General features: G+C 64.2%; 30 protein-coding genes. 17 read left to right on the top strand and 13 right to left on the bottom strand.

Annotation, left to right across the window (positions count from 1 at the left end; translation table 11 throughout):
• Window positions 1–25 precede the first annotated feature (25 nt).
• The 5 genes from BLT08_RS12640 to BLT08_RS12620 form a co-directional block, all read right to left on the bottom strand.
• A complete protein-coding gene (locus BLT08_RS12640) occupies window positions 26–850 on the bottom strand; it encodes an ABC transporter permease (RefSeq protein WP_090307546.1) in 825 nt (274 codons plus the stop codon).
• Window positions 847–1,518 carry an ABC transporter ATP-binding protein gene (locus BLT08_RS12635; RefSeq protein WP_090307543.1) on the bottom strand — a complete coding sequence of 224 codons (672 nt, stop codon included), beginning with the start codon at window positions 1,516–1,518 and terminating at the stop codon, window positions 847–849. Before BLT08_RS12635 ends, BLT08_RS12640 begins: the two co-directional genes overlap by 4 nt.
• Before the next feature lie 244 nt (window positions 1,519–1,762).
• Complete coding sequence (locus BLT08_RS22585; protein ID WP_139171304.1) at window positions 1,763–2,578, bottom strand: hypothetical protein; 816 nt, start codon at window positions 2,576–2,578, stop codon at window positions 1,763–1,765.
• Between the two features lie 204 nt (window positions 2,579–2,782).
• Window positions 2,783–3,478 carry a class I SAM-dependent methyltransferase gene (locus BLT08_RS12625; RefSeq protein WP_175529303.1) on the bottom strand — a complete coding sequence of 232 codons (696 nt, stop codon included), beginning with the start codon at window positions 3,476–3,478 and terminating at the stop codon, window positions 2,783–2,785.
• A gap of 1 nt (window position 3,479) precedes the next feature.
• Window positions 3,480–4,379 carry a thiamine-phosphate synthase family protein gene (locus tag BLT08_RS12620; RefSeq protein WP_090307536.1) on the bottom strand — a complete coding sequence of 300 codons (900 nt, stop codon included), beginning with the start codon at window positions 4,377–4,379 and terminating at the stop codon, window positions 3,480–3,482.
• A 171-nt stretch (window positions 4,380–4,550) separates the two neighbouring features.
• On the opposite strand from BLT08_RS12620, the gene BLT08_RS12615 reads away from it, so the two are divergent.
• Window positions 4,551–5,294 (top strand): hypothetical protein, encoded by a 744-nt coding sequence (locus BLT08_RS12615; protein WP_139171303.1) that lies wholly within the window; start codon window positions 4,551–4,553, stop codon window positions 5,292–5,294.
• A gap of 45 nt (window positions 5,295–5,339) precedes the next feature.
• On the opposite strand, the gene dcd is transcribed toward BLT08_RS12615, so the two are convergent.
• The gene (gene dcd, locus BLT08_RS12610; RefSeq protein WP_090307529.1) at window positions 5,340–5,939 is read right to left on the bottom strand and encodes a dCTP deaminase; all 600 of its coding nucleotides are present in this window, start codon (window positions 5,937–5,939) and stop codon (window positions 5,340–5,342) included.
• A gap of 204 nt (window positions 5,940–6,143) precedes the next feature.
• On the opposite strand from dcd, the gene BLT08_RS12605 reads away from it, so the two are divergent.
• Complete coding sequence (locus BLT08_RS12605) at window positions 6,144–6,959, top strand: hypothetical protein (protein ID WP_090307524.1); 816 nt, start codon at window positions 6,144–6,146, stop codon at window positions 6,957–6,959.
• Window positions 6,960–7,017: 58 nt separating this feature from the next.
• On the opposite strand, the gene BLT08_RS12600 is transcribed toward BLT08_RS12605, so the two are convergent.
• The gene (locus BLT08_RS12600) at window positions 7,018–7,584 is read right to left on the bottom strand and encodes a YIP1 family protein (protein ID WP_090307521.1); all 567 of its coding nucleotides are present in this window, start codon (window positions 7,582–7,584) and stop codon (window positions 7,018–7,020) included.
• Window positions 7,585–7,675: 91 nt separating this feature from the next.
• Between BLT08_RS12600 and pth2 the strand changes: the two genes are divergently transcribed.
• Complete coding sequence (gene pth2 / locus BLT08_RS12595; RefSeq protein WP_006091881.1) at window positions 7,676–8,014, top strand: peptidyl-tRNA hydrolase Pth2; 339 nt, start codon at window positions 7,676–7,678, stop codon at window positions 8,012–8,014.
• A gap of 152 nt (window positions 8,015–8,166) precedes the next feature.
• Window positions 8,167–8,313, top strand: a complete 147-nt coding sequence (locus tag BLT08_RS23030) for a hypothetical protein (RefSeq protein WP_175529280.1) — start codon at window positions 8,167–8,169, stop codon at window positions 8,311–8,313.
• Between the two features lie 24 nt (window positions 8,314–8,337).
• Here the strand turns inward: BLT08_RS23030 and BLT08_RS12590 are convergent, their stop codons facing one another.
• From BLT08_RS12590 to BLT08_RS12585, 3 genes are all read right to left on the bottom strand, one after another.
• Entirely contained in the window at window positions 8,338–8,580 is a 243-nt protein-coding gene (locus BLT08_RS12590; RefSeq protein WP_090307517.1) for a hypothetical protein, read from the bottom strand.
• Window positions 8,581–8,695: 115 nt separating this feature from the next.
• Window positions 8,696–8,857 carry a hypothetical protein gene (locus BLT08_RS23025; RefSeq protein ID WP_175529302.1) on the bottom strand — a complete coding sequence of 54 codons (162 nt, stop codon included), beginning with the start codon at window positions 8,855–8,857 and terminating at the stop codon, window positions 8,696–8,698.
• Between the two features lie 155 nt (window positions 8,858–9,012).
• The gene (locus tag BLT08_RS12585; RefSeq protein ID WP_090307514.1) at window positions 9,013–9,252 is read right to left on the bottom strand and encodes a hypothetical protein; all 240 of its coding nucleotides are present in this window, start codon (window positions 9,250–9,252) and stop codon (window positions 9,013–9,015) included.
• Between the two features lie 151 nt (window positions 9,253–9,403).
• Here BLT08_RS12585 and truD point away from each other — a divergent pair, with 151 nt between their 5' ends.
• Together truD and BLT08_RS12575 are read left to right on the top strand one after the other, a co-directional pair.
• Window positions 9,404–10,753, top strand: a complete 1,350-nt coding sequence (gene truD / locus BLT08_RS12580) for a tRNA pseudouridine(13) synthase TruD (RefSeq protein WP_090307512.1) — start codon at window positions 9,404–9,406, stop codon at window positions 10,751–10,753.
• 141 nt (window positions 10,754–10,894) lie between these two features.
• Entirely contained in the window at window positions 10,895–11,206 is a 312-nt protein-coding gene (locus BLT08_RS12575; protein WP_090307510.1) for a hypothetical protein, read from the top strand.
• A 29-nt stretch (window positions 11,207–11,235) separates the two neighbouring features.
• Here BLT08_RS12575 and BLT08_RS12570 read toward each other — a convergent pair whose 3' ends face one another.
• Window positions 11,236–11,757, bottom strand: a complete 522-nt coding sequence (locus tag BLT08_RS12570; RefSeq protein WP_090307507.1) for a DUF8173 domain-containing protein — start codon at window positions 11,755–11,757, stop codon at window positions 11,236–11,238.
• 138 nt (window positions 11,758–11,895) lie between these two features.
• Between BLT08_RS12570 and BLT08_RS12565 the strand changes: the two genes are divergently transcribed.
• The 8 genes from BLT08_RS12565 to BLT08_RS12530 all read left to right on the top strand — a co-directional run bounded on the left by BLT08_RS12565 (window position 11,896) and on the right by BLT08_RS12530 (window position 15,639).
• On the top strand, window positions 11,896–12,339 hold the full coding sequence (locus tag BLT08_RS12565) for a zinc ribbon domain-containing protein (protein WP_090307504.1): 444 nt from the start codon (window positions 11,896–11,898) through the stop codon (window positions 12,337–12,339).
• 63 nt (window positions 12,340–12,402) lie between these two features.
• Entirely contained in the window at window positions 12,403–13,245 is an 843-nt protein-coding gene (gene surE / locus BLT08_RS12560; RefSeq protein WP_090307501.1) for a 5'/3'-nucleotidase SurE, read from the top strand.
• A gap of 68 nt (window positions 13,246–13,313) precedes the next feature.
• A complete protein-coding gene (locus BLT08_RS12555; RefSeq protein ID WP_090307497.1) occupies window positions 13,314–14,069 on the top strand; it encodes a DUF2103 domain-containing protein in 756 nt (251 codons plus the stop codon).
• Window positions 14,070–14,179: 110 nt separating this feature from the next.
• Window positions 14,180–14,392: a hypothetical protein gene (locus tag BLT08_RS12550; protein WP_090307494.1), complete on the top strand. Its 213-nt coding sequence runs from the start codon at window positions 14,180–14,182 to the stop codon at window positions 14,390–14,392.
• A 42-nt stretch (window positions 14,393–14,434) separates the two neighbouring features.
• Window positions 14,435–14,698 carry a 50S ribosomal protein L37ae gene (locus BLT08_RS12545; protein ID WP_090307490.1) on the top strand — a complete coding sequence of 88 codons (264 nt, stop codon included), beginning with the start codon at window positions 14,435–14,437 and terminating at the stop codon, window positions 14,696–14,698.
• A gap of 13 nt (window positions 14,699–14,711) precedes the next feature.
• The gene (locus BLT08_RS12540) at window positions 14,712–14,846 is read left to right on the top strand and encodes a DNA-directed RNA polymerase subunit P (protein ID WP_006091868.1); all 135 of its coding nucleotides are present in this window, start codon (window positions 14,712–14,714) and stop codon (window positions 14,844–14,846) included.
• A 9-nt stretch (window positions 14,847–14,855) separates the two neighbouring features.
• Window positions 14,856–15,119, top strand: coding sequence for a KEOPS complex subunit Pcc1 (locus BLT08_RS12535; protein ID WP_090307487.1), 264 nt, complete (start codon window positions 14,856–14,858; stop codon window positions 15,117–15,119).
• A 46-nt stretch (window positions 15,120–15,165) separates the two neighbouring features.
• Entirely contained in the window at window positions 15,166–15,639 is a 474-nt protein-coding gene (locus tag BLT08_RS12530; protein ID WP_090307484.1) for a DUF2243 domain-containing protein, read from the top strand.
• Between the two features lie 11 nt (window positions 15,640–15,650).
• Here the strand turns inward: BLT08_RS12530 and BLT08_RS12525 are convergent, their stop codons facing one another.
• Complete coding sequence (locus BLT08_RS12525) at window positions 15,651–16,796, bottom strand: iron transporter (protein WP_090307730.1); 1,146 nt, start codon at window positions 16,794–16,796, stop codon at window positions 15,651–15,653.
• Window positions 16,797–16,926: 130 nt separating this feature from the next.
• Between BLT08_RS12525 and BLT08_RS12520 the strand changes: the two genes are divergently transcribed.
• The 3 genes from BLT08_RS12520 (at window position 16,927) to hflX (ending at window position 19,236) form a co-directional block, all read left to right on the top strand.
• Window positions 16,927–17,328, top strand: a complete 402-nt coding sequence (locus tag BLT08_RS12520) for a prefoldin subunit beta (RefSeq protein ID WP_006091866.1) — start codon at window positions 16,927–16,929, stop codon at window positions 17,326–17,328.
• Window positions 17,329–17,583 (top strand): DUF3194 domain-containing protein, encoded by a 255-nt coding sequence (locus BLT08_RS12515; protein WP_090307480.1) that lies wholly within the window; start codon window positions 17,329–17,331, stop codon window positions 17,581–17,583.
• Between the two features lie 324 nt (window positions 17,584–17,907).
• Entirely contained in the window at window positions 17,908–19,236 is a 1,329-nt protein-coding gene (gene hflX, locus BLT08_RS12510) for a GTPase HflX (protein ID WP_090307477.1), read from the top strand.
• 69 nt (window positions 19,237–19,305) lie between these two features.
• Here the strand turns inward: hflX and BLT08_RS12505 are convergent, their stop codons facing one another.
• Window positions 19,306–21,645, bottom strand: coding sequence for an LUD domain-containing protein (locus BLT08_RS12505; protein WP_090307473.1), 2,340 nt, complete (start codon window positions 21,643–21,645; stop codon window positions 19,306–19,308).

Here is a 21,645-nt window from a genome sequence, read left to right as displayed (position 1 = left end):
TCGATTTTCCCGGCTCCTCCGGCCTTCAGCCGTCGATGGCCTCGAGGACGTCACCGTCGAGCTGTTTCGCGTCGGTGAACACGTACCGACTGACCAGCAGCGTACTCGCCATACACGTCACCGCGCTGGCCGCGAACAGCATGAGCATGATGACGAACTGGTACTGGGCGGCGTAGATCGGGTTCGCCCCGGCGATGATCATCCCGGCCATCAGCCCCGGAATCGAGACGATTCCCAGGCTCTTGATCCGGTCGAGTATCGGGATGAGCGACGCGTAGATGCTCGTCGAAACGTACTCGCTCACGACGCGCTCCGGCGGGGCGCCGACGCTCAACACCGCCTCGATTTCGGCCCGATTACTCGAGATCTCGTTCGTAAAGCGCTCGAGCGCGAGCGAGTTGGTCTTCATCGCCATCGCGATGACCATGCTGCCGACGACGATCAGGTCCCGCATCGTCCGCTCGATCGCGCCGGCGAACGCCATCGAGGCGATGACGACGGCCGAACCGAGGGCGATCGCCACGAGCGACGCGCGAAAGGAACCCGGCAGGTCGGCGCCGCGCTCGTGTGAGATCCAGGCCGCGGCGACGATCATGAACGCGAGGACGACGCTCGCCCACGCGATGTGAGCCGCGAGCAGCATCCCGATCACCGCACCGGTCGCGAGGATCTGGACGAACCCTCTGGCGCTCGTTGTGAGGAGTTCGCGCTCGAATCCGAGCTCCTGCACGTAGGTGACCCCGAGGACGACCACGGTGAGCACGACCGCGATACCGATCTGTGCGAACCCCGTGCGTATCTCGGGGTCGCTCGCGTGTTCGAGCAGCGTCGCGATCGCGTCTTCGATCACGGAATCACCTCCCGCGGCGCGCCGACCTGCGTCACCCGTCCGTCTTCGAACCGGACGATTCGGTCCCCCAGACGCCGCGCCTGGTCGGTATCGTGCGTGACGACGACGCAGGTCAACTCGTCCTCGCGGATCAGCTCCTCGAGCAACCCCTCGATCTGCGATTCGGTCGCGGAGTCGAGGTGCGCGCTCGGCTCGTCGAGCAGGACGACCTCCGGATCGACGTACAGCGTTCGCGTGATCGCCACGCGCTGTTGCTCACCCCCGGAGAGGTCGTCGATGGGCTCGTCTCGGTAGCCGCCCAGCCCGACGCGCTCGAGGAGACGAGCGACTCGCTCGTCGTCGACTGGTTCGTCGCACAGTCGGTCGCCGATCGTGACGTTTTCGACGACCGTGCCCGACTGTAACGCGGGCGCCTGCGGAACGAACCCGACGCGGCGTCGGAGCGTCAGCGGGTCGATCTCCCGGTAGTCGCGGCCGTCGAGGTAGACGGTTCCCTCGGTCGGCTCGTCGAGCCGATTCAACAACCGAAGAAACGACGACTTGCCGGCCCCGGAGGGGCCGATGACGGCTGCGACCTCCGCGGCCGGGATCCGAACGGAGACCGAATCGACGATTCGTTCGCCGTCGACGACCCGCGTGAGCGACTCCGTCTCGAGTTTCGGCGGCATTCGAGTAGACGTTCGGTCGCCGGAGGGAAGTCGTTATGCCCGAGGCTGCCAGGGAATTGCTATTCGAGAGACCGTAAGGGACGATCGCTCAAGTCGTACTACGCTTGAACTAGCGGTGAACTTATAGGCTTGTTAGAATCCATTTTACATGATGTCTTACCTATCAACAATATGGCTAGTGAACAATATTGCACACAAAATAAGGGTGACTAGGTGGAACGTCGGAAGGAATCGCTTGAGAAAATCAGCCGAAATTGATCTTGTCAGCGTCAATTGGCAACATTGAGGCAACTTCATCTTCTGACACTGGCTCACCAATAGGTGCACCAATCTGTGCACCTTCTATAGCATCCTCAAATGTTCCTTCTGCATCTATTGGGACGTTTCCAAGGGAACCAATTGATTGAGCATAGACTTGTCTTGTGATATCCGTGATAGCAATGTGAAAGTCAAGAGCAATATATTCACAATCCCACTCTCGACTTACTCTATCTAAAGCATCGGAAAATGTCACTTCATAATTTCCAGATCCAAGTGCCATGTACTTGAAAGTCAGATCAGACTCAAACCGAGTTAGAGGATCATCTATTTCGATCCCGTCGTAGGGTCCCTTATCCTGACTTCCGCCATCGGCTCGAATTTCTGGAGCAGACTTTCTCCAAAGCCGGTTCCACTGTGGTGCGAGAATAGAACCCTCTCCTCGATATCCACTTCTAAGTTCAACCTCTGCTTCTGTTGTTTTGTCGGACTGTTTATAAACAACACATTGGACTAGAAGGTTTCGAGCAGGACCATTGCCTCGGTTTTTGAGGGAAATGTTTAGCGTATCTTCATCACCAGTAATATCCTCTACATCTAAGATCGGCTGGTGGTTAGCTTCCATAAAATTTGCCTGTTTCTCCATTATATCTGTTTGTTTGTGCTGTATAGAGGCCATTATCTCTTGAAATTTGTACATTTTCCAATAAAGGACGACTAGTGCCAGGGTTAGGAGGAGGTATATTACATCCCCTAAATCAATATTGAAAAAACCACTAGGCAATGACTGTATCAGTGACATTAAGTCAGAACAGGTATAGAAGTCCTAAAAATGTTATTCATACCTGATCAAAAATGACGAGGCCCCGCAAGAATACTGCGAACGTATACATAATCCTTGAGTTACGAAGGAAACTACAAGACATAGAGAGCGTAAATGGTTATCCAGCGGTCACTGATTGGTGGGATAAGCTGTCACTCAAGTCGTCCGTCGTTCGTTCAGCCATCACAGATGGCCGCCGGTCAACCGCACGACGCCGAAGACGTGCGTCTCGTCGGCGATGGCGGCCGATCGCTCCCGCAATCGTCTGTGTGCGGCATCGATCTTCGCGTCGAGTCGGAGATCCGGCTCGTTCTCGTACCGTAGTTTCGTCGTCGGCGGCGTCGAGAGGACGACGATCGCCTTGAACACCGCGTTGACCGGCGGCGCGTACCACTCGTCGCTTCGGGCCGCGTTCGCGAGGACGACGTGTCCGTCGGGACCGACGAGATCACACCAGTCGTCGACTGCGCCCGCGGGATCCTCGAGCATCCCGACGACGAACGTCGCGAGGAGCGCGTCGACGTCTTCGACGTCGAGCGGTGGCTGTGTCGCGTCGGCCCGAACGACGTGGACGTTGTCGTACTCGGCAGTCAGGTCTCGAGCGCGCTCGAGCACCGGCCCCGTAAAATCGATCCCGACGACGGTTCCCTCGGGACCGACCCGGTCGCGCAGGTACGGCAGGTTCGCGCCCGTTCCACAGCCCATTTCGACGACGGTGTCGCCGGGCTCGAGTCGACAGGCGGCGGCCGCCCGCCGACGCAGCGCCGGGATGCCGGGCGTTCGCCGCGCGATGACGTCGTAGAGGCGCGCCCAGCGGCCGTAGAACTCCTGTGCGGTCTCCGGCTCCATCCGCGGGAGTTTCGATCTGAGGTCCGCCATCTCAGATCAGTGACCGGGCCGTGTCGGCGACCGATTCCGCGTCCGATCCCAGGACGTAGATCAGCGGCTCGATCCCCATCGCGCCGGTCTGGTAGAGCACCGTCGCCTCGGGTTCGTCCTCGATGGCCGCCCCGACGCTCGAGACGATGTCGCTTCCCTCTTCGAACTCGGCGGTCACGTGGCCGCGCTCGGTCAGTTCGGCGAGCAGCTTCGGGTCGTATCTGATATTGATCGCCGCCGAAACGTCCGCGCCGTGATCGCGCGCGGCGAGCAACACCGACGCGACGTGTTCGGAGACGCCGAACTCGGGATCGGACGGTACCGTCGCCTTCCCTTTGACGTCGAAGATGCGGCCCGGGACGCCCGCGACGTCGTCGACGTCTTCGGCGTCGGGAATGCAGGCGACCAGGTTCGAGCCGACCGCGGGGATCAACGTCGCGAAGCCGCTGGCGTTCTCGAGGATGCGCAGCCCGCGCCGGAGCGAGGAGAGCACGCGCTCGCTCGTTCGCAGATCGCTCTCGGGGTCGTGGACGCGGAAACTCGAGCCGTGGTCGGCGAGTTCGGGGACGGTGTCCTCGTGGAGTTGTGCCAGCAGGTCGCCGCCGGTCTCTAGCTCTCGGACGAGGACTTCGATCTCGATCAAGGCCTGTACCGGGGTGGTGTCACCCGCTGCCAATCCGTCGGCGAGTTCGTCGACGAGGGCCTCGACGCGCTCGTCGTCGGCGATTCGGTCGTTGGTCGCGACGTCGCCGTGGGCGTACTTCGAGACGGCGCTCTGGCTGATCCCGAGGACGTCGGCGACCTCGCTCTGAGTGAGCCCGCGGTCCCGGAGTGCCCCGGCCAGGAGCGACCGAACCGTCGGGAGAAACTCATCGACGACGATTTCTTCGACGAATTGCATTACCGGCGGCTACGGCCGCCGTCGAAATAACTTGTGGGTCTCGAGCGCGGCGTCCGCCGAAACGGCTAGCGATATTGGAGAAATAGTTCGTCGTCTAGCCGAGTAGTGTAGTTCTGCCAGAGAGTACAGATAATCGACGGAGTTATCTCACTTGCACATACTCGAATTGACATGACGTGTGACCGACGGTGGTTGCTGGCGACAATTGGATCGGCAACGCTTCTCTCGGGCTGTATTGGGACAGAAAAAGAGCCGTCTGAAGCCAACGAGCCGCCGTCCGAAGCCGAGCCTGATGAGCGCGAGATGCCGACCGTAGCCGACGATTTTGCGACCGGTTTCGACGGGGACGATAGCAGCGAGCAGGAAGTGGAGGCGGATACGGATACGATCTCAGGCGTCGATCCGACCGTTCTTGAGGTGTACTCGAGTCAGCCGCGACTCGTTGATCTCGACGAGACGCTTCGAAATGGAGTAGACGAGTATACAGCCACCGTACAGAATACCGGAATCGCGGGTGACATTGAGGTAACTCTGGTCTGGCTCAGAGACCTAGACGGGCCCGTAGACTACGACAACGTCGTCGTCGATGGATCCTACAACTCGGAGAAAGCGGCCAGCAGGAGGTCGTATTTCGATGCAGAAGAACGGCGAGACGTGTCATTTCGGGCGTCAATTCCTGTCGATTTCGAGGGCTACTTGTTCGATCTGTCCGCGGCGACGTACGCAGCCGATGTCAGAAACGACGGTGGACCAGGCGCGATCGAAGTTCGACTACGTGATACCGGCCACTTAAACGCGATCCTCGAGCGAAAGGAAGTCGTTTTCGATCGCGGAGAGACAGAACGTGTCGAATTCAACGGCACTTACCGATTCTTCGGTGATGCGTACGAAATTGAGGCTGTCCCCTCAACGTAGGTTGGCAGGGCTCATACCCCATCGACCAGCGTGAAATAGCGTGACTTACTTACGCTCGAGTTGATCTCCGCCGAACTCGTCGTCGCTCTGAATCCGGGAGGCCTGCGGGCCGTCCTGATCCTGATACTTCGAGCCGCGGTCGCTGCCGTAGGGCCGTTCGGCTTCGGTCTTCAGTTCCGTGAAGGTCAACTGCGAGATTCGCATGCCGGGTGTCAGTGCAACAGGGGCCGTGCCGAGATTCGATAGCTCGAGCGTGATCTGGCCGCGATAGCCGGGATCACATAGCCCCGCCGTCGCGTGCACCACGACGGCGAGCCGACCCAGCGACGAGCGGCCCTCGACGTGGGCGATGAGGTCCGCGGGGATCTCGACGCGCTCGTAAGTGGTCCCCAGTACGAAGTCCCCGGGATGTAAGATGAAGTCGTCGCCGTCCTCGACGACGGTCTCGGTGACGTACTCGTCGACCTCCTGCTCGGAGTTCGGGTGGATGCAAGGGATGTTCGTCCGCTGGAATTCGAGGAACTCCTTGCCCAGCCGGAGGTCGACGCTCGCCGGCTGAATCTGGAGGTCGAGGTCGTCTATGGGATCGACGACGAGGTCGCCGTCCTCGAGGCGCTGCAGGATGTCCGCGTCGGAGAGGATCATATCGAGTAGGAGCGAACACGGGGTCCTAATACTGTCGGAGCGGAGTCGGCGAGCAGCGGTCTCGAACGGGCGAACGATCGCCTTCGAATCGTTCCGTCCGGAGACAACGCACCCGATCCGACGACGGCGAAACGTGATGGATATCCTGATTTTCTTGCGTTCGGGCCGAATCGGTTAGGAGGACGGATCCCGAACACTCGTTCTATGGCGGGGCAACAAGAGCGGTTCAACGGCGATACAGGGCTGTTGCACCAACGAGCGGTGAGGATACCGCTTCCCGACGCGGACGCCGAGCGAGTGTTTCACGAGAACGTGATGACGATCGCAGCGGCTAAAGAGCGGAAGGCGGACCTGCTCGCGGATCCGGACGTGCCGCTGCTCGCCGCCTACGAGGCGGAGCTCGATCACGCCGCCGAGAGCTTCGAGCGCCGACTGCGGCGGATCGCGGGCGACGACTACGAGGAGGTCGCGATGGCGTACTACCGGGGCGAACGCGACGACCGAATCGCCGAGATCGTCGCGTACTTCTTCGAAGGTGCCTGGCGAATTCAACAGCGAACCACCGTGACCGACATGGTGTACGCCCCGCTGCTCGTGCGCTATCCCGACTGCTTTACGGTGAACATTCGCTTCGCCAGCGGCACCAGTAATCCGGAAGCGATCTACTACGAGTCGCCGGAACACGCTTCGGAAGAGCTAGCCGACGACTACGTCGAGACGTATCACGAGGAGAGCCAGTACTCACAGCGACAGGCGGCGGACTACGTCAGAGAGGCCGCAACGATGTTTCGCGAGGAGTTCCCCGATCCGGACGAGACACGCTTCGAAGAACGGAAGTACGGCGGAATCGTCTCGGCCGAGGGTCGACGCGGGTCGGTCTTCTCGACGGTGGTCGAACGCGTCGAGCCCGATCCAGACCGGTTTTCGGAGCCGGCCACCGAGCCGGCGCTCGTCGAAGCGGGGCCGGAGGCGAGGCGAACCGAACGAGCGCTCGGTCTCGACGACGAGATCGTTCACTGACGGTCGACGAACACAGCAGTCTGTCGTCGAAGAGACGGTACTCCGGTGCTAATCGGCGTTACGTGAGCGCCACTGGAAGCAGCAACAGCCCCGCACAGATCCCGGCCGTGAGCAGCGCCGTCGACGTCGCGGTCGAACGCTCGAGGCCGAACCCGGACTGGAGTCCGCCTCGCCAGATGACGGCGGCCCAGCCGCAGGCGAGTAGCGTGAGCGGGACGAACACCAAGGTATCGGGTTCGAGCGGAACGATAGTCGGATCGATCTCGAGCGCCGAAAGCGCATAGAGGAGCAGGTTCGAAACCGCCTCTCCGACCAGCATGGGGACGAGCCCCCACGCCGCGAGCGCCAAGGTGTCGGCCGGCTCGAGTCCGGCACCGAGTGCGTAGCCGACTCCGTACAGCAGCACCGTCGGGATAACCCAGTAGAGGAGCGTCGCCTCGAGCGTCTGGAGCAGATACAGTAGCGTCACGGGCTCGACTTCGATCTCAGCCGTGGCTCGCCAGAGGAGTCCGACGGCGAGCGAGCCGACCCAGTAGACGAGCACGAGGCCGATCGCACGCGGAAGGGAGCCGGCGTCCACGCGAGTGAAGTACCCGTCGGGATCGACGAGCGGTGTCGTCGCCATATTTCAGCTCACAAACTAGTTCACCAAAATCGTTCGGATCCGCGCTGCTGGTTTCGCTGCGGCTATAGGGGTTGACACACTCAGTAGAGCCATGAAACAAGCCATCGTCGCCCGCACGGATATCGGCATGGGACAGGGAAAGCTCGCCGCACAGGTCGCTCACGCGTCCCTGTCGGCCTACGAGAAAGCGGACGACCAGCTCCGGAGTCAGTGGAAACAGGGTGGCCAGAAGAAGGTCGTCCTCAAAGGCGAGAGCGAACGCCAACTGCACGAACTCTCGGCCATCGCTGACAGCGAGGGGATTCCGAACGCGGTCGTTCGGGATGCGGGCCACACCCAACTCGAGCCCGGCACCGTCACCACGCTGGCCGTCGGCCCGGCGGCGGACGACCGGGTCGATGCCGTGACCGGCGAGCTGTCGCTGTTCTGAGCGACGACCGTCGAATCGACTCGCTCTCCTCACGAGGACTGTCTCGACGAAGCGGATGGCTCGGACGGAGCCTGACCGTCACCCACGAGGGCGGCGACGAATTCGGCGGCGACGACGTTCAACTGCACGTTCAGCCTGCTCGGGCCGACCCGGTGGTGTGGGACGACGACGGCACCGTCGAGGAGGGGGGACAGCCGAACCGTCGAACCCAAGGATGGTCCTCGATTTCGACTGACAACAGCGAGACGGTCACCGACTCGGCGGTCCGCGTCGACGCGGATCTCAGCAGCGACGCCTGATCGCGTACGCCGAGGCCATGGCGATCAGTACAGCCACCGCGCTGCCCCGAGCAGTCCTACCGACAGGACGACGGCACCCACGCGGGCTGTCCGCGCCTCGAGCGGGCCGTCGAGAGTCGACAGCGCGAGCACGACGGGGAAAACGAGCAGCGTGGCGACTACGAACCCCGGTCTGAGACCGCCACCCGACACGAGCGAAACGAGACCGATGCCGACGGCGAGTCCGACCGTCAGCGCGAGCGCCTGTCGGACGTCTTTTACGTCCATACGTATCGTTCGATCGACCTGTCGAAAACGAGTTCGGTTTCGGGAGTGACAGTCGAGCGAACGGACGCGGCGGCCGAGACGTCGCGAACGGGCGTCGTCTCTCGCGAGAGACTGGTCAGTCAGCGACGGACCGCTCGCCGGTGAGGTCGTACTCCGAAACGAAGTGGCTCACGACCTCGCGGTGCGTGTGATTCCCGACGAGATGATCGTCGAGACTGCGGTCGGGAGCCAGCGTCTCCTGGCAGATCGGACACGTGGTCGGCAGCTGGAATGTCATGGTTTACTGTTCAGACTCGGCGGACAAACCGAAACAGCCTGCATACGCTCACCGGCCGGGGTCGATTCATGGCCGCCGTCGTGGAGAATGGCTGCGATGATTCGTCGTAGTGGACGATTAGATAGGCAGCAAGGCGAACGGGACGATTCCGGTGATTAGAGCCGGCGTATCCGGATCTCGTCGTCCGTGACCGCCTCGACGTTGCTTTCGTCGAGTGCGTAGGTCTCCTCGTCCGCGCGCCCCCAGCCGAGCTTCGATTTGATGCTGTCCGTGATGCCCGGATCGGGATCGACGTAGACGTCCCCCGCTTCGACGTGTTCGACGATTCCGATCGCGTCGCCGTTTTCGTTGACGACGCGCTTGCCTTCGTCGTCGCTCGTGAATGTCGCACACATTGTTCTCGACCGATTGAACAGACAGCCGGAATCACAATCAGTCCTATACATGCGAGTGCCTGCCGGGAATTCGTTGTCCGCCTCCTTCGCATCGGCGTCACCTCGAGAACGAACCGATTTACCTCCGGCCGCCGAAACGTCGCCAATCAGCATGCGTCCGGCACACCCCACAGAGCAGGCCGTCGGAATGGACCACTACGTCAGCGACGCCGACGGCGTCGGCGGCCACCTCCGCGAGGACGACGACCACTTTCGGGTTCGGGAACTCGAGCGATTCGCGACCGAGCCGGTCGACGCGCCCACGGACGCCTACCCCCACCTCGTCTTTCGGGTGACGCTGTCGGGCTGGGACACGAACGACTTCGCCTCGCGGCTCTCCAACGCGCTCGAGATGTCTCGAGAGCGGGTCAACTGGGCCGGCACGAAGGACAAGTACGCGGTGACGACGCAGCTGTTTTCGGTCTACGGCGCCGATCCCGAAGACCTGCCGGACGTCGACGGTGCGGAGGTGGAGGTAGTCGGACGGGCGGGCCGGTCCCTCGAGTTCGGCGACCTCGCGGGCAACGCGTTCGAACTCGTCGTCAGCGAGCCCGACCGACCCGAGAACGCGAGCGAGATTACGGACGAACTGCACGCGTTCGGCGGGCTCGAGTCCCCCGACGCTGCGGGCGTGTCGATTGGGATCCCCAACTTCTTCGGCCAGCAGCGCTTCGGCAGCCGACGACCGGTGACGCACAAAGTGGGCCTCGAGATCGCCCGCGGAAGCTGGGAGGGGGCCGTGATGGCCTACCTCGGAAATCCGACGGACGAGGAGCCGGAGGGGACACAGGACGCTCGCGCGTTCGTCCAGGAGACCCGCGACTGGCAGGAGGCCCTCGAGCGATTTCCCAACCGCCTGCGCTACGAGCGCTCGATGCTCCACGGGGTCGTCGACTGCGACGGCGAGCCGGGTCCCGAGGACTTTCGGGCGGCTCTCGAGCGCGTCCCCTCGAACCTCCAGCGGCTGTTCGTCCACGCCGCTCAGTCGTACGCGTTCAACCTGATGCTCTCCGAGCGCCTCGAGCGCGGCCTCCCGTTCGATGAACCCGTCGAGGGCGACGTGGTCTGCTTCGCAGACACCGACGCGCCCGCGGGACTCGAGTTGCCCGACACTGACCGTCTCCAGCGGGTCGACGAGCGCCGCGTTCGGTCCGTGACGCGCCACTGCGAACGCGGCCGGGCGTTCGTCACCGCGCCGCTGGTGGGCACGGAAACCGAACTCGCCGACGGCGAGCAGGGCGAGATCGAACGAGCGGTGCTCGACGACCTCGACCTCGCGCCCGACGACTTCGACCTCCCCGGCGAGTTCCACTCGACCGGCACCCGGCGAGCGATGCTGGTTCGAACGGATCTCGAGGTCGATACCGACCCGCTCACGCTCTCCTTTGCGCTGCCGAAGGGGTCGTACGCAACGGTCGTCCTTCGGGAGTATCTGAAGGTCGATCCCGTTGATCTCGGCTGAGGTCTGCTGCTGTCGGAGCGGTTCGGCTCGCACCGAGCAGTAGATTCATGTCGATACCGAAACTCGTTTCTCGGGAGTGCAGAATCGCGCTACGAACCGCCGCGGCCCGAACGCGGATCGCCGAGAGAGTACGAGAGACACATGATCGGAACGGACGAGCACACCGAGTTGATCGACTGGGAGAAGACGACCGACGACGGGGTTCCGGTGTACATCCTGGAGTACGACGGTCCGGTCTCGGCACCGACGGGTCGGCCGCGGACGCTGTTCGGCGCGAGCAGCGGCGGGACGGTTCCGGCGGGCGACCAGTACGTCGAGTTACCCGACGGCGAACGGTTCCCCGCGACCGAACTGACCTACGAAACCGAGGGAACAACGCTCCGGGTCCGTCACGAGTCGCCGTCGTTGCTGGATCGATGCCTGGAGTACCTGCCGTGGTGGACTCGAGCCTGAGTCGGGCGCTGAGTTGCGGAGATGGTGACTCAGTCGAGAACGTCGCGGAGCACCGCGCCGAAGCCGACGGCGCCGACGCAGAGCGAGACGAGACCGCCGATCCCGGTGAGCGCGAGCGCGCCGTTGAATCCGGCCGCGACGAGTAACGGCTTCAGCCAGCCGTCCTCGCGTCCGACCAGTCGGTCGGCGATGGCGAGGTAGCCGACGACGGTTCCGATCGCCCACAGCAGGTATGCGACGAGCAATAACGGGATGGCAACGAGGATTCCGACGAGCGTGATGAACAGGAGAAACGCCAGTATGACGATTCCCACGATGGAGAGGATGCCGTAGACGAACGAGCCGACGGGATTCTCGAGCGCGTCGGCCATCATGCGTTCGGTGAACGCGGGCGCGACCGCGATCATGATCGCACCGACGATCAGCGTCGTCAGGAAGGCGCTGACGGCGCCGCCGAGGAGGCCGTCGGTCGCCCCGATTTCGATGCCGATTCCCGGATCCGTCTGTGCGACCAGTAGCCTGGCTAAGACGGGTTGTATCGTGTCTATCATGGATACTGACGATCCGCTGTAACCAAATAAACGGACCTATTGATCGTCTGTCGGTCCCGGACGAGTAACGGCACACCGCTTTTGTGCTGTCCCGCCCGCGCTGATAGGCTTTTGTTCGTTCGAGACTTCTTGTCTACCATGAGAAGCAGTCGGTTACAGCGCCAGATAGACGATCTCGTGGCCCAAGGCTGGAAGATCGAGGACGAGGACCGTGATCGCGTCGTGATGGTCGATCGGGAGTTCGGCTCGGTCGGCTCACACATCCTCGTCGCGATACTGACCGTCTGGTGGACGATGGGGATCGGGAACATCCTCTGGGGGGCGTACAACTACGTCTCGAACTCGAGGCGACAGGTGCTCTGGGAGGAGACGACCGGCTGTCCGGCCTGCGGGGCGGACGTCTCGGTCGACGCGGCGTACTGCCGTTCCTGCGGCGAGGATCTCGAGACTCGAGTGGATCGGGAAGCGGGTGATGGAGACAAGATGCCCTGTCCGGAGTGTGACGCGGTCGTCGCCGAAGGCTCTCGATACTGCCGGTCCTGCGGGACGAAGCTGGCGGACGCGATGGGGACCTCGAACTGACGCCACTGCGGCGGAGCGCGCCGAATAGGTACTCGTATCCAGCCCGAATCCGAAGTTGTGGATATGGACGAGGACGACCAACCGGAAATTCTCCTGACGAACGACGACGGGATCGACGCGCCGGGCATTCGAGCGCTGTACGACGCGCTCTCGGCGGTCGGCTCGGTCACCGTCATCGCGCCCGACCGCAACCAGAGCGCCGTCGGTCGGTCGCTGTCGTACGGCCGGACGGCGACCGACGCCGACGATCCGGAGCTGACGACGAGCATGGCCGACGGATTGTTCACCTCGCCGGTTCCCCACGCCGACCACGAACTCGGCTACGCCGTCCGCGGGACGCCCTGTGACTGCGCCATCGTCGGCGTCAACGCGCTCGATCCCGAACCCGATATCGTCGTCTCGGGCTGCAACGAGGGAGCGAACCTCGGGGCCTACGTCTTCTCGCGCTCGGGAACCGTCAGCGCCGCGATGGAGGCCGCCTTCCTCGAGACGCCCTCGATCGCCCTCTCGATGGACACGTTGGGCATCGAACGCGACCTCGAGCCCGCGGACTTCGAGCGCGCGGGTGAGATCGCCGCGAAACTCGCGAGCGGCGCGCTCGGCACGGGGCTGTTCGACCGCGTGGACTACCTGAACGTCAACGTCCCGCGGCCCGACGTGGCGTCCGACGGCTTCGCGCTCACCCGACCGACCGAGGTCTACGAGATGGATGCCACCGTCGAGGACGGCGGCTTCCAGTTGACCAACCGGCTCTGGCAGCAGATGGCCAATCGGGACATCCCCGATCCCGACGACACGGACCGTCACGCCTTACTCGAGGGGAGGGTCTCCGTCTCCCCGATGCGGGTCCCCTTCGACGTCGTGGAGACGCCGGAGGTTCGGACGATCCTCGAACGGCTGCTGTAGCGCCCGACGGTCCCGGGCGACGCGATCGAAAACACGGCCATTTTACACGCGTCTCTCGAACCACGGCTATGGAGTGTCGTCACTGCGCCTCGCCGCTCGAGAAACCCGGCGATTTCTGTCTGGTCTGCCGGGAGCGAAACACCGCGGCGATCGTTCTCGAGGCGGGGCGAGAGCGGACGACGCTGACGATGCTTGCAGACGACGGCGACGAAGACACGGCCTCGGCGAGCGAACCTGCCGATCCGGTACTGGGTGAGACGACGATTACGACGACGCCCGAGGAGGGCGAGAACGAGGTCGTCGAGCTACGAAACTTCGCGGGACTGATCGGCGACGAAATCCGCCGCAAGCGTCCCGAGGAGGTCTACGCCGGCGGCGAACGGGCGGTGATTCAGGCCGTCCGCGAGGATATCCACCACCCGTTCTACCGCGTCGCGGACGACGATCCCGTCCGGGCGGTCCTCGAGCGCCGCGGCGAACCCGCACTCGACGTCGTCGAGACGCCGCCGGCCGACAAGATCGGGGGGAGCCATACCACGCTCATCGGCGGACGCACGGGCATGCGGGCGATCCACACCGTCGCGGACCACCCCCACGTCAAGAAGGTCATTCCGGGACCCATCGACGCCGGCGGGAAGGGGTCCCAGTCTGGATTGCGGGCGAAAGTGACCCGCGCTGACGACGGCGGTAACGTTCGCATGCTCCTGCGCGACGGCTCGAGCGTGCAGGAAAACCGAGTCGTGACGACCGCTCCAGACCGGGAGATGGGCGAGCGCATTCGGGATGATCTAAACGACGTGCTGTCCAGCGCGGAGTTCCAGTAGCCGTCCCGCCGACCCTAATCGCGCAAGAACTGTCACGGTCTCGTGGAAGTGACACTGGCTGCTGGTTGTCAGGCCCTTTTCCGACCGGGAGTAATGAGATATAATTAGCCATGTTCGAACGACCCGACGCCGTCCTGGCTGCGATTCCGCTGCTCGCCATGAGTGGACTCGCCCTTCGCACGGCCATCGCGGTGACGGGTGTCGGAACGGGGCTGCTCGCCGCACCGTTAGCTCCCGTCGGCTACCTCGCCGCGCTCGCGCTGGTCTTTCGGGAACTGCTCACCGGTCCGGTCGCCGAACGGGCGGAGAACGGATCGGCGTAACTCAACAGGTTTAAGAATCCGCTGACGATAGTTAGCCCTACTATGGCCGATAAAGGAAAAGTCGGGAGTGCGGGCCGCTTCGGTGCACGCTACGGTCGCGTCGCCCGACGTCGCGTCAGCGAGATCGAAGACGACATGAACAATGCTGAAGTCGACGGCGACGACGTCACGCGCGTCGGCACCGGTATCTGGAAGAACGAGGAGACCGGCGAGGTTTTCACCGGCGGTGCCTACCGCCCCGAGACCCCTGCCGGCCGAACCGTCAAGCGTTCGATCCGCGCCGCACTCGCCGAAGACAGCGAATAACCTCCTACCCTGTATGAGTTACAAGTGCTCCCGCTGTAAACGCGACGTCCAGATCGACGAGTACGGTGGCGTCCGCTGCCCGTACTGCGGCCACCGCGTGCTCCTGAAAGAGCGCAGCCGCGACGTCAAGGAAGTCGGCGTCAACTAACGACCGCGCGTGTCTTCTCACGATGCGACTCTCGAGTTCGACTACGAGTCGTCGACTCGAGCGACGCTCGTCGCCGAGAGCGTCGCCCGCGAAATCGGCGAAATCGACGACGATCGCTCGCGGACGACGATCGACTGCGACGGCGCGACCGTTCGAGTCGACGTCGTGGCCGCGGACGTGATCGCCCTCCGAGCCGCGCTCAACACCTGGTTCTCGCTGATCGACGTGGCCGAACGGACGGCCGAACTCGGCGACGCGGCGCTCGAGTCGTAGCAGTCGCCGGCTTTCGACTTTTGCTCTTGGAGGTGGTCCTGCGGATATGGCGACGGCTGATCGAACGCGACGTCGACTCCTGCTCTCGGGCGGCACGATCGGGTTCGGATTCGGCGCCGTCGTCGACGTCGTTATCTTTCACCTGACGCTCCAGACGCATCACCTCTTTTCGGGATTCTACGACCCCTACAGCCTCGACGGGCTGCGAACGAACGTGATGTTCGACGGCCTGTTCCTGCTCGCCATGCTCTCGATCATGGCCGTCGGGTTCGGGCTGCTCTGGCGAGTCGTCAACGGAGCCGATCGCCGATTTTCGACGCTGTCCCTCGTCGGTTCGATCGTCGTCGGGATGGGCGTCTTCAACGTCATCGACGGCGTCGTCAGCCACTACGTGCTCGACCTGCACAACGTCGTCCACGGCACCGAAGCGTGGAACCCGCACTGGCTCGTCGTGAGCGTGCTCATGCTCGCGCTCGGAGTGGTGATACTGCGCGTCGCCGACAGCCCCGCGGAAACCTGATTGCGCCGTCGTTATTTCAGTGCTATCGTCACCGTCTCGGTCTCGAGGAACGCGGTTTCGTACCCCTCGTGGCGCGCCATCTGCGGCGGCGTCTCGAGTCCTATCGAGAGTTCGTCGCCCTTCTCGAGAACGGATGGATCGACCGGCGTTCGGTACTGGTGGCCGATCCGCGATCCGACCGTCTCCCGAAGCGACCCGCCGGCGAGTCGCTCGTCGTCAGACAGGATTGTCGCGGCGAGGGAAGCAAACGGGAGCGGGTACCGGTTGTATGCCGTCCGCGCCGTCACGGCGAGCGCCGGCCCGCCTCCGTCCCGCTTGTCCGCCGCGACGAGCGCGGCGGTGTAATCGATATCCTCGCTCGCTTCCGACCCGAGTCGTGTCGCGTCCTCGCTGTCGAACGCGGCTTCGAGGGGCGCGTCGCGGGCCCGTTCGTGGTCGCTGCCGACGTCGTGGTCGTGGCCAGCGTGGGCCGCGTCGTGGTCGTGGCCAGTGTGAGCCACCATCGGTTCGAGCGCACCCGGCTCGCCACGTCCCTCGTCCTCGTCGATCAGTCGGCGCTCGAGGCCGTCGATTTCGGCCGCGTCGAACTCGAATTCGACGTCGACGGCCGTCGGCTCCTCGAGTGCGTCGAGACGGGACCCGATCGCGTTGGCGCTCGTCGGCCCGACCTCGATCGTCGCCACGTAGGTTCCATCGCCCTCGAGCGGGACGTTGTCGCCGTAATGCGGACTCATCCGCTGGGAGAGCATCGGCCAGAGGCTTCGCTCGTCGATTCGGTCGTCCTCCCTGCCGTTCGACTCGGCCCGTCGAACTTTCGTCGTTACAGGCGCGGGGACGATAGCCCCCGTCTCGACGTCTCTGACGTCGACCATGAGGTGGAGGTCGTGTCGCGACCGGACGTCGGCCCGGCTTCGCTCGGCGCCGGCGACCGTCCAGAACGAGTGCGGCCGGCTGGCCAGCAGCGATATTTCTCGGCCATCCGCCGACGTCGTCCCGTAGGTCACCATCCCGTCCGCGTGCGGGGGGACGTAGACGCCTTCCGGCGGGTCGACCACGAGTTCCCGCCAGGCGTCCTCCCGGCGGAGGGTCTCGAGACAGCCGGCCGACCCCGCGGCGAGCAGACAGCCGCCGGAAGCGAGGACGTCGCGTCGTCGCATCGTCCACTCCACACCGGCCGCTCGGATAGGCGTACGGGCTGCCGTCGACGGGATCGAGGCGTCTCGCCGCCGGGCCCCCTCGCCGACGTCAAAGCTTGGCTTTATCAGTGCGGAGGGCGACGGTCGAGATATGCAAGGCAATCTCCCACCGGAAGCACAGGAGAAAATCGAACAACTGCAGGATCTTCAGGAGACGGCCCAGACCGTCGCCATGCAGAAACAGGAGGCCGAATCGAGCCTCTCCGAGGCCGAGAACGCACTCGACGAACTCGAGAACATCGACGAGGAGACCGGCATGTACCGAAAGGTCGGCGAGCTGCTCGTCGAGACCGAGTACGACGCGGCCGAGGAAGACCTGCAGGACAAGGTCGACTCCCTCGAGATCCGCCTCGAGACCCTCGAGAAGCAGGAAGACCGAGTTCAGGAGCAGTTCGAGAGCCTTCAGGACGAACTCGAGGAACTCCTCGGCGGCGCGGGCGGCGGCATGGGCGGTCCAGCAGGCCCAGGCGGTCCGGGCGCAGGCGGCGCATAAATGTCGACCGGCGAGCCGACTGACGACGAGGTCGTTCAGACGGCCTCCGACGCTGCGGAAGGCTACGTCTTCTCGCAGTACAAGCAGTCCGCGGTGCGCGATCTCGACGTCACCGTCACCTTCGAGGAAGGCGTCCTCGAGGTCGACGTCTATCTGAACGCACCCGAGACCGAGGACGGACCCGACGCCGAGCAGGTCGCGGACGACGCGGCGCTCACCGCTCGCAACGCGGTCGACGAACTGTTCGGCGAGTAACGCTCGCGGCTGCAGTTTTTGCGGAGTCGCCACCGAGTGAGAGTGATAACGCCGAGCGTGAGGCCGTCGGCCGGACGGATTACGCTCCCTGGGACATCACCCACAACTGATTTGTAGTCGAAGCTGGACGTTCGGGGTAGGCCGATGGAGACCCGTTCTTCCCACTGAGCCGGTGTTCGCTCAACCGACGTGCCGTCGACGGAGTCGACGAGTCACCACGCGCGTGAGCAGCCGGTTCGTATTCGCTCCGACAGCCCCGCCTACACTCCGTAGCGCCGGGGCTCGGCACCGACCGCAACCACTCATGAACCCAACGCAACCACGATGTCACGAACTCACAGTACAGGCCGTCGTACAGTCGTCGCGAACCGATCGACAACCACCCCCGTCGAGACCCGCGAGATACGAGCACTCGTCCGCGCCGCCGGCGACGCGGTCGTCGCCGAACTAACCCAGATCGGCCCGGCGGATTCCGGAACGTACCTCGGGCGCGGCAAAGTCGACGAACTCGCCGAAATCGTCGCCGACCACGACGCCCGACGCGTCGTCGTCGACGGCGAACTCACGCCGAGTCAGCACCACGCCCTCGAGTCGCTGTTGCCCGACGAGACGGTCGTCATCGACAGATACCGGCTCGTTCTCGAGATATTCGAAGCCCAGGCCGGCACGCGACGGGCCCAACTGCAGGTCGAACTGGCACGGCTCAGATACGACCTGCCACGGATCATCGAGTCCGCCGACGAGGGCGCACTGAACAAACAGACCGAGAAAGGATCGCCCGTCTACGACGTTCGCGACCGGATCGACCGCCTCGAAGGTAAACTCGCCGACCTCCCGAACCCGGCCGAACAGTTCCGCGAACGCCGCCGAGAGGAGGGGTTCGATCTCCTCACGGTCGCCGGCTACACGAACGCCGGGAAGTCGACACTGTTGCACCGTCTCGCGGACGACCTCTCGCTCGAGGAAGCGCGGATCGACGACGATTCGAACCCGGACGGCTCGGAGAAGAACGCCACCGCAGCGGTCGAAGATCGGCTGTTCAAGACGCTCGAGACGACGACCCGACGGGCGACGATCGACGGCCGGCCCGTGCTCGCGACAGATACGATCGGCTTCGTCGACGACCTCCCCCACGACCTCGTCGAGTCGTTCAGTTCGACGCTTTCGGAGGCCGCGGCGGCGGACGTCGTCGTGCTCGTCGCCGACGCGAGCGACCCGCCCGCACGGTTTCGCCGACGGCTCGAGGCATCGCTCGACGTACTCGCCGCACAGGACGTCGAGGACGAGCGAATCGTCCCTGCCTTGAACAAGGTCGATCAACTCTCGAGGAGCGAGCGAACCTGCCGGCTCGAGATCGCCTCGGAATCGCTGGCCCAATCGACTGCGGAGCCGATTCCGGTGAGCGTGCTCGAGGGGACGAACCTCGAGACGCTGCTGGCGGCGATTCGTGATCGGCTCCCGACGGAATCCGCGACGATACGAATGCCCAACTGCGACGAGGCGATGACGCTCGTCTCGTCGGCGTACGATCGGACGTCCGTGGAGACGGTCGACTACGACGGGGACGAGGTGCGACTCGAGTGTCGCGGTCGACCGTCGGTGCTCGAGCGGTTCCGACGTCGGGCCGAGACACTCGAGAGGGGGCGAGCGTAGCGACTGACACTCGCTACGCGGAGTGAGCGCGAACGTCGGCGAAAAACACCGTTTTCAGCGGCTGTCGGCTCAGCGATCGGGTGCCAGAATCTCGATCGGATGCGGGACCGACCGCTCGAGTACGGTCTCGAGTTGGTCGCCACAGGACGTCCCCGAAGCGACGACCGTCTCCGCCCGCTCGAACTCCCGAGCCAGACGGTCACCGACGTTCATACTCACCTCGTAGTACTCCTGCTTGTAGCCGAAGGAGCCCGCCATGCCGCAGCACTCGACGGTCGAGGTCTGGGGCGCGTAGCCACAGCGCTCGAGCAGGGCCGTCGTGGGTGCCTCGAGGCCGAGGGTGCGCTGCTGGCAGTGGGAGTGGTAGGCGATCGGTTCGCCGCGGTCGTCGTCTGCGTGACCGTCTCCTGCGTCGCTCCCGGTCGACAGGAGCTCCGCGTCGGCGCCGTTCTCGACCAACCCGTAGATGTACTCGCAGATCTCGTAGCTGTTGTCCCGAAGCCGCTCGAACGACCGCTCGGGCAGAAGTCGCTCGTACTCTCGCTGGAACGCCGCCAGATCGGAGGGTTCGACGACGACGATATCGCGGCCGGCGTCGAGGTCTTCGGCGACGGCGCCGTAGAGGCGGCTGGCCTGTCGGTCCGCCGTCGCGACCATCCCCTGTGACAGCGGCGCGCGCCCGCTCTCTGGAAGGTCTGGGACGCTGACTGGGATACCGAGGGTCTCGAGCGTCCTGACGGCGGCCTTTCCGCGGTCGGTGTCGACGTAGTTCGTGTAGACGTCGGGATAAAGAACGACCTCGCGGTCGATATCGGCTCCGCTGGTGCGGGCTGTGGCCCGTTCCGCTCGCTGCCTCGAAGCTTCCGCGCCGCCTCGCATCTCGAACCAGTCGACGAGGGACTCCCGCTGGAAGGTCGGCAGGTCGCGACGCCGGTCGATTCCGAGGGTTCGCTCGAGCAGCGCGCGGACCGGGCTCGTTTCGGCGAGCCAGTTCGAGACGGGAGCCGTCGCGGAGCCGAGTTTCGCGGCCGTCCCGACGTTGCCGAAGAATCGCTTCCCGAGATCGAGCCCGCCCCCTTCAGCGTCCGGAGTCAACCCATCGACGAGGAAGTCGTAGGCCTCGGGCTCGGCGTCGCGGTTGACCCGGTCTCTGACGACGGTGTTGATCCACGGGATGTCGATCTTCACCGGGCAGGCGTCGACGCAGCGCGTACAGCCGGTACAGAGGTCGTTGAACTCGGCCGCGGAGTCCTGGCCGTGGACGCCGGCCTCCCAGCCGGTCGCGATCCCGCCGGAGTAGGTCTCGCCGCCGAAGCCGTGCCCGCCGACGGCCTGGAAGTTCGCACACGAGTTCGAACAGGCTCCGCACCGAATGCAGTACAGCGTCTCCCGAAGCTGTTCGTCCTCGCGCATGTCCAGGCGGCCGTTGTCGAGCAGGACGAGGTGGAACTCGCGGTCGCTTTCGGGAGCGTCGCTCGAATCGGCCGACTCGCCGTCGGCTCCGGCGCTCACAAGCGGCGCGTCGGGCTCGTCGAAGTTCAGCGTGGGCGAGTCGGTCGGCGGCGTCAGCATCGTCACGTACTGGGAGATGGGCTGGCCGGTCGCGCTCTTGGCGATGATGTCCACGAACGGCTCGAGGTCGCGAGTCGACGGGATCAGCTTCTCCACGCCGGCGACGGCGACGTGCGTGTCCGGCGTGACGGCGCACTTCCGGGCGTTGCCCTCGTTCGTGATGAGCGTCATCGTCCCGCTCTCGGCGACAACGAAGTTCGCGCCCGTAATCCCCACGTCGGCCTCGCGGATGCGCTCGCCGAGGTGGTCCCGAGCGAACCGGGTGAGCTCCTCGGCCGTCTCGAACGGCTCGTCGGGCTCGAAGCGCTCGTTGAACAGGTCGGCGATCTCCTCTCGAGTGAGATGCATCGCCGGCCCGACGATGTGGGAGGGCGTGTCGTCGGCCACCTGTAGCACCCACTCGCCGAGGTCGGTCTCGTAGACGTCGACTCCCTCGTCCTCGAGTGCGTCGTTGAGATCGATTTCCTCGGTGGTCATCGACTTGGATTTGACGACCGAGGGATCGGCGTCCGGCAGTGCCTTTCCGTCGACCACTTCAGAGATGTACCGATTCGCGTCCGCAGCGTCGTCAGCGACGTAGACGGTCCCGCCGTTTTCTTCGACCGCGCCGCGGACCGTTTCGATCAACTCCGGGAGCCGGTCGATGGCGTCTTCCTTGATCGACCGCGCTTCCGATCGCAGGGCCTCGATGTCGTCAGTCGCCTCGTAGGCCTGTTCGCGACGGAGGTTCGAGACGCTGACGTGTGCGTGAACTGCCTCGCCTTCGGTCTCGAGGAGGTGTCGAAGCCGCGCGGCGGTCTCGGTCCGCGTCTCGGGTGGCTTGGTGCGCTCTGCCAT

This window comes from Natronorubrum texcoconense (genome assembly GCF_900100335.1).
GTDB classification, from domain to species: Archaea; Halobacteriota; Halobacteria; order Halobacteriales; family Natrialbaceae; genus Natronorubrum; species Natronorubrum texcoconense.
Note: the sequence above shows the minus strand (reverse complement) of the source record. Positions and strands in the feature narration are given on the sequence as shown.

Coding starts and splice junctions, on each gene's coding strand:
- BLT08_RS12635 (WP_090307543.1), bottom strand. CDS start 1,518: ATGCCGCCGAAACTCGAGACGGAGTCGCTCACGCGGGTCGTCGACGGC.
- BLT08_RS22585 (WP_139171304.1), bottom strand. CDS start 2,578: ATGTCACTGATACAGTCATTGCCTAGTGGTTTTTTCAATATTGATTTA.
- BLT08_RS12625 (WP_175529303.1), bottom strand. CDS start 3,478: ATGGCGGACCTCAGATCGAAACTCCCGCGGATGGAGCCGGAGACCGCA.
- BLT08_RS12620 (WP_090307536.1), bottom strand. CDS start 4,379: ATGCAATTCGTCGAAGAAATCGTCGTCGATGAGTTTCTCCCGACGGTT.
- BLT08_RS12615 (WP_139171303.1), top strand. CDS start 4,551: ATGACGTGTGACCGACGGTGGTTGCTGGCGACAATTGGATCGGCAACG.
- dcd (WP_090307529.1), bottom strand. CDS start 5,939: ATGATCCTCTCCGACGCGGACATCCTGCAGCGCCTCGAGGACGGCGAC.
- BLT08_RS12605 (WP_090307524.1), top strand. CDS start 6,144: ATGGCGGGGCAACAAGAGCGGTTCAACGGCGATACAGGGCTGTTGCAC.
- BLT08_RS12600 (WP_090307521.1), bottom strand. CDS start 7,584: ATGGCGACGACACCGCTCGTCGATCCCGACGGGTACTTCACTCGCGTG.
- pth2 (WP_006091881.1), top strand. CDS start 7,676: ATGAAACAAGCCATCGTCGCCCGCACGGATATCGGCATGGGACAGGGA.
- BLT08_RS12590 (WP_090307517.1), bottom strand. CDS start 8,580: ATGGACGTAAAAGACGTCCGACAGGCGCTCGCGCTGACGGTCGGACTC.
- BLT08_RS23025 (WP_175529302.1), bottom strand. CDS start 8,857: ATGACATTCCAGCTGCCGACCACGTGTCCGATCTGCCAGGAGACGCTG.
- BLT08_RS12585 (WP_090307514.1), bottom strand. CDS start 9,252: ATGTGTGCGACATTCACGAGCGACGACGAAGGCAAGCGCGTCGTCAAC.
- truD (WP_090307512.1), top strand. CDS start 9,404: ATGCGTCCGGCACACCCCACAGAGCAGGCCGTCGGAATGGACCACTAC.
- BLT08_RS12575 (WP_090307510.1), top strand. CDS start 10,895: ATGATCGGAACGGACGAGCACACCGAGTTGATCGACTGGGAGAAGACG.
- BLT08_RS12570 (WP_090307507.1), bottom strand. CDS start 11,757: ATGATAGACACGATACAACCCGTCTTAGCCAGGCTACTGGTCGCACAG.
- BLT08_RS12565 (WP_090307504.1), top strand. CDS start 11,896: ATGAGAAGCAGTCGGTTACAGCGCCAGATAGACGATCTCGTGGCCCAA.
- surE (WP_090307501.1), top strand. CDS start 12,403: ATGGACGAGGACGACCAACCGGAAATTCTCCTGACGAACGACGACGGG.
- BLT08_RS12555 (WP_090307497.1), top strand. CDS start 13,314: ATGGAGTGTCGTCACTGCGCCTCGCCGCTCGAGAAACCCGGCGATTTC.
- BLT08_RS12550 (WP_090307494.1), top strand. CDS start 14,180: ATGTTCGAACGACCCGACGCCGTCCTGGCTGCGATTCCGCTGCTCGCC.
- BLT08_RS12545 (WP_090307490.1), top strand. CDS start 14,435: ATGGCCGATAAAGGAAAAGTCGGGAGTGCGGGCCGCTTCGGTGCACGC.
- BLT08_RS12540 (WP_006091868.1), top strand. CDS start 14,712: ATGAGTTACAAGTGCTCCCGCTGTAAACGCGACGTCCAGATCGACGAG.
- BLT08_RS12530 (WP_090307484.1), top strand. CDS start 15,166: ATGGCGACGGCTGATCGAACGCGACGTCGACTCCTGCTCTCGGGCGGC.
- BLT08_RS12525 (WP_090307730.1), bottom strand. CDS start 16,796: ATGCGACGACGCGACGTCCTCGCTTCCGGCGGCTGTCTGCTCGCCGCG.
- BLT08_RS12520 (WP_006091866.1), top strand. CDS start 16,927: ATGCAAGGCAATCTCCCACCGGAAGCACAGGAGAAAATCGAACAACTG.
- BLT08_RS12515 (WP_090307480.1), top strand. CDS start 17,329: ATGTCGACCGGCGAGCCGACTGACGACGAGGTCGTTCAGACGGCCTCC.
- hflX (WP_090307477.1), top strand. CDS start 17,908: ATGTCACGAACTCACAGTACAGGCCGTCGTACAGTCGTCGCGAACCGA.
- BLT08_RS12505 (WP_090307473.1), bottom strand. CDS start 21,645: ATGGCAGAGCGCACCAAGCCACCCGAGACGCGGACCGAGACCGCCGCG.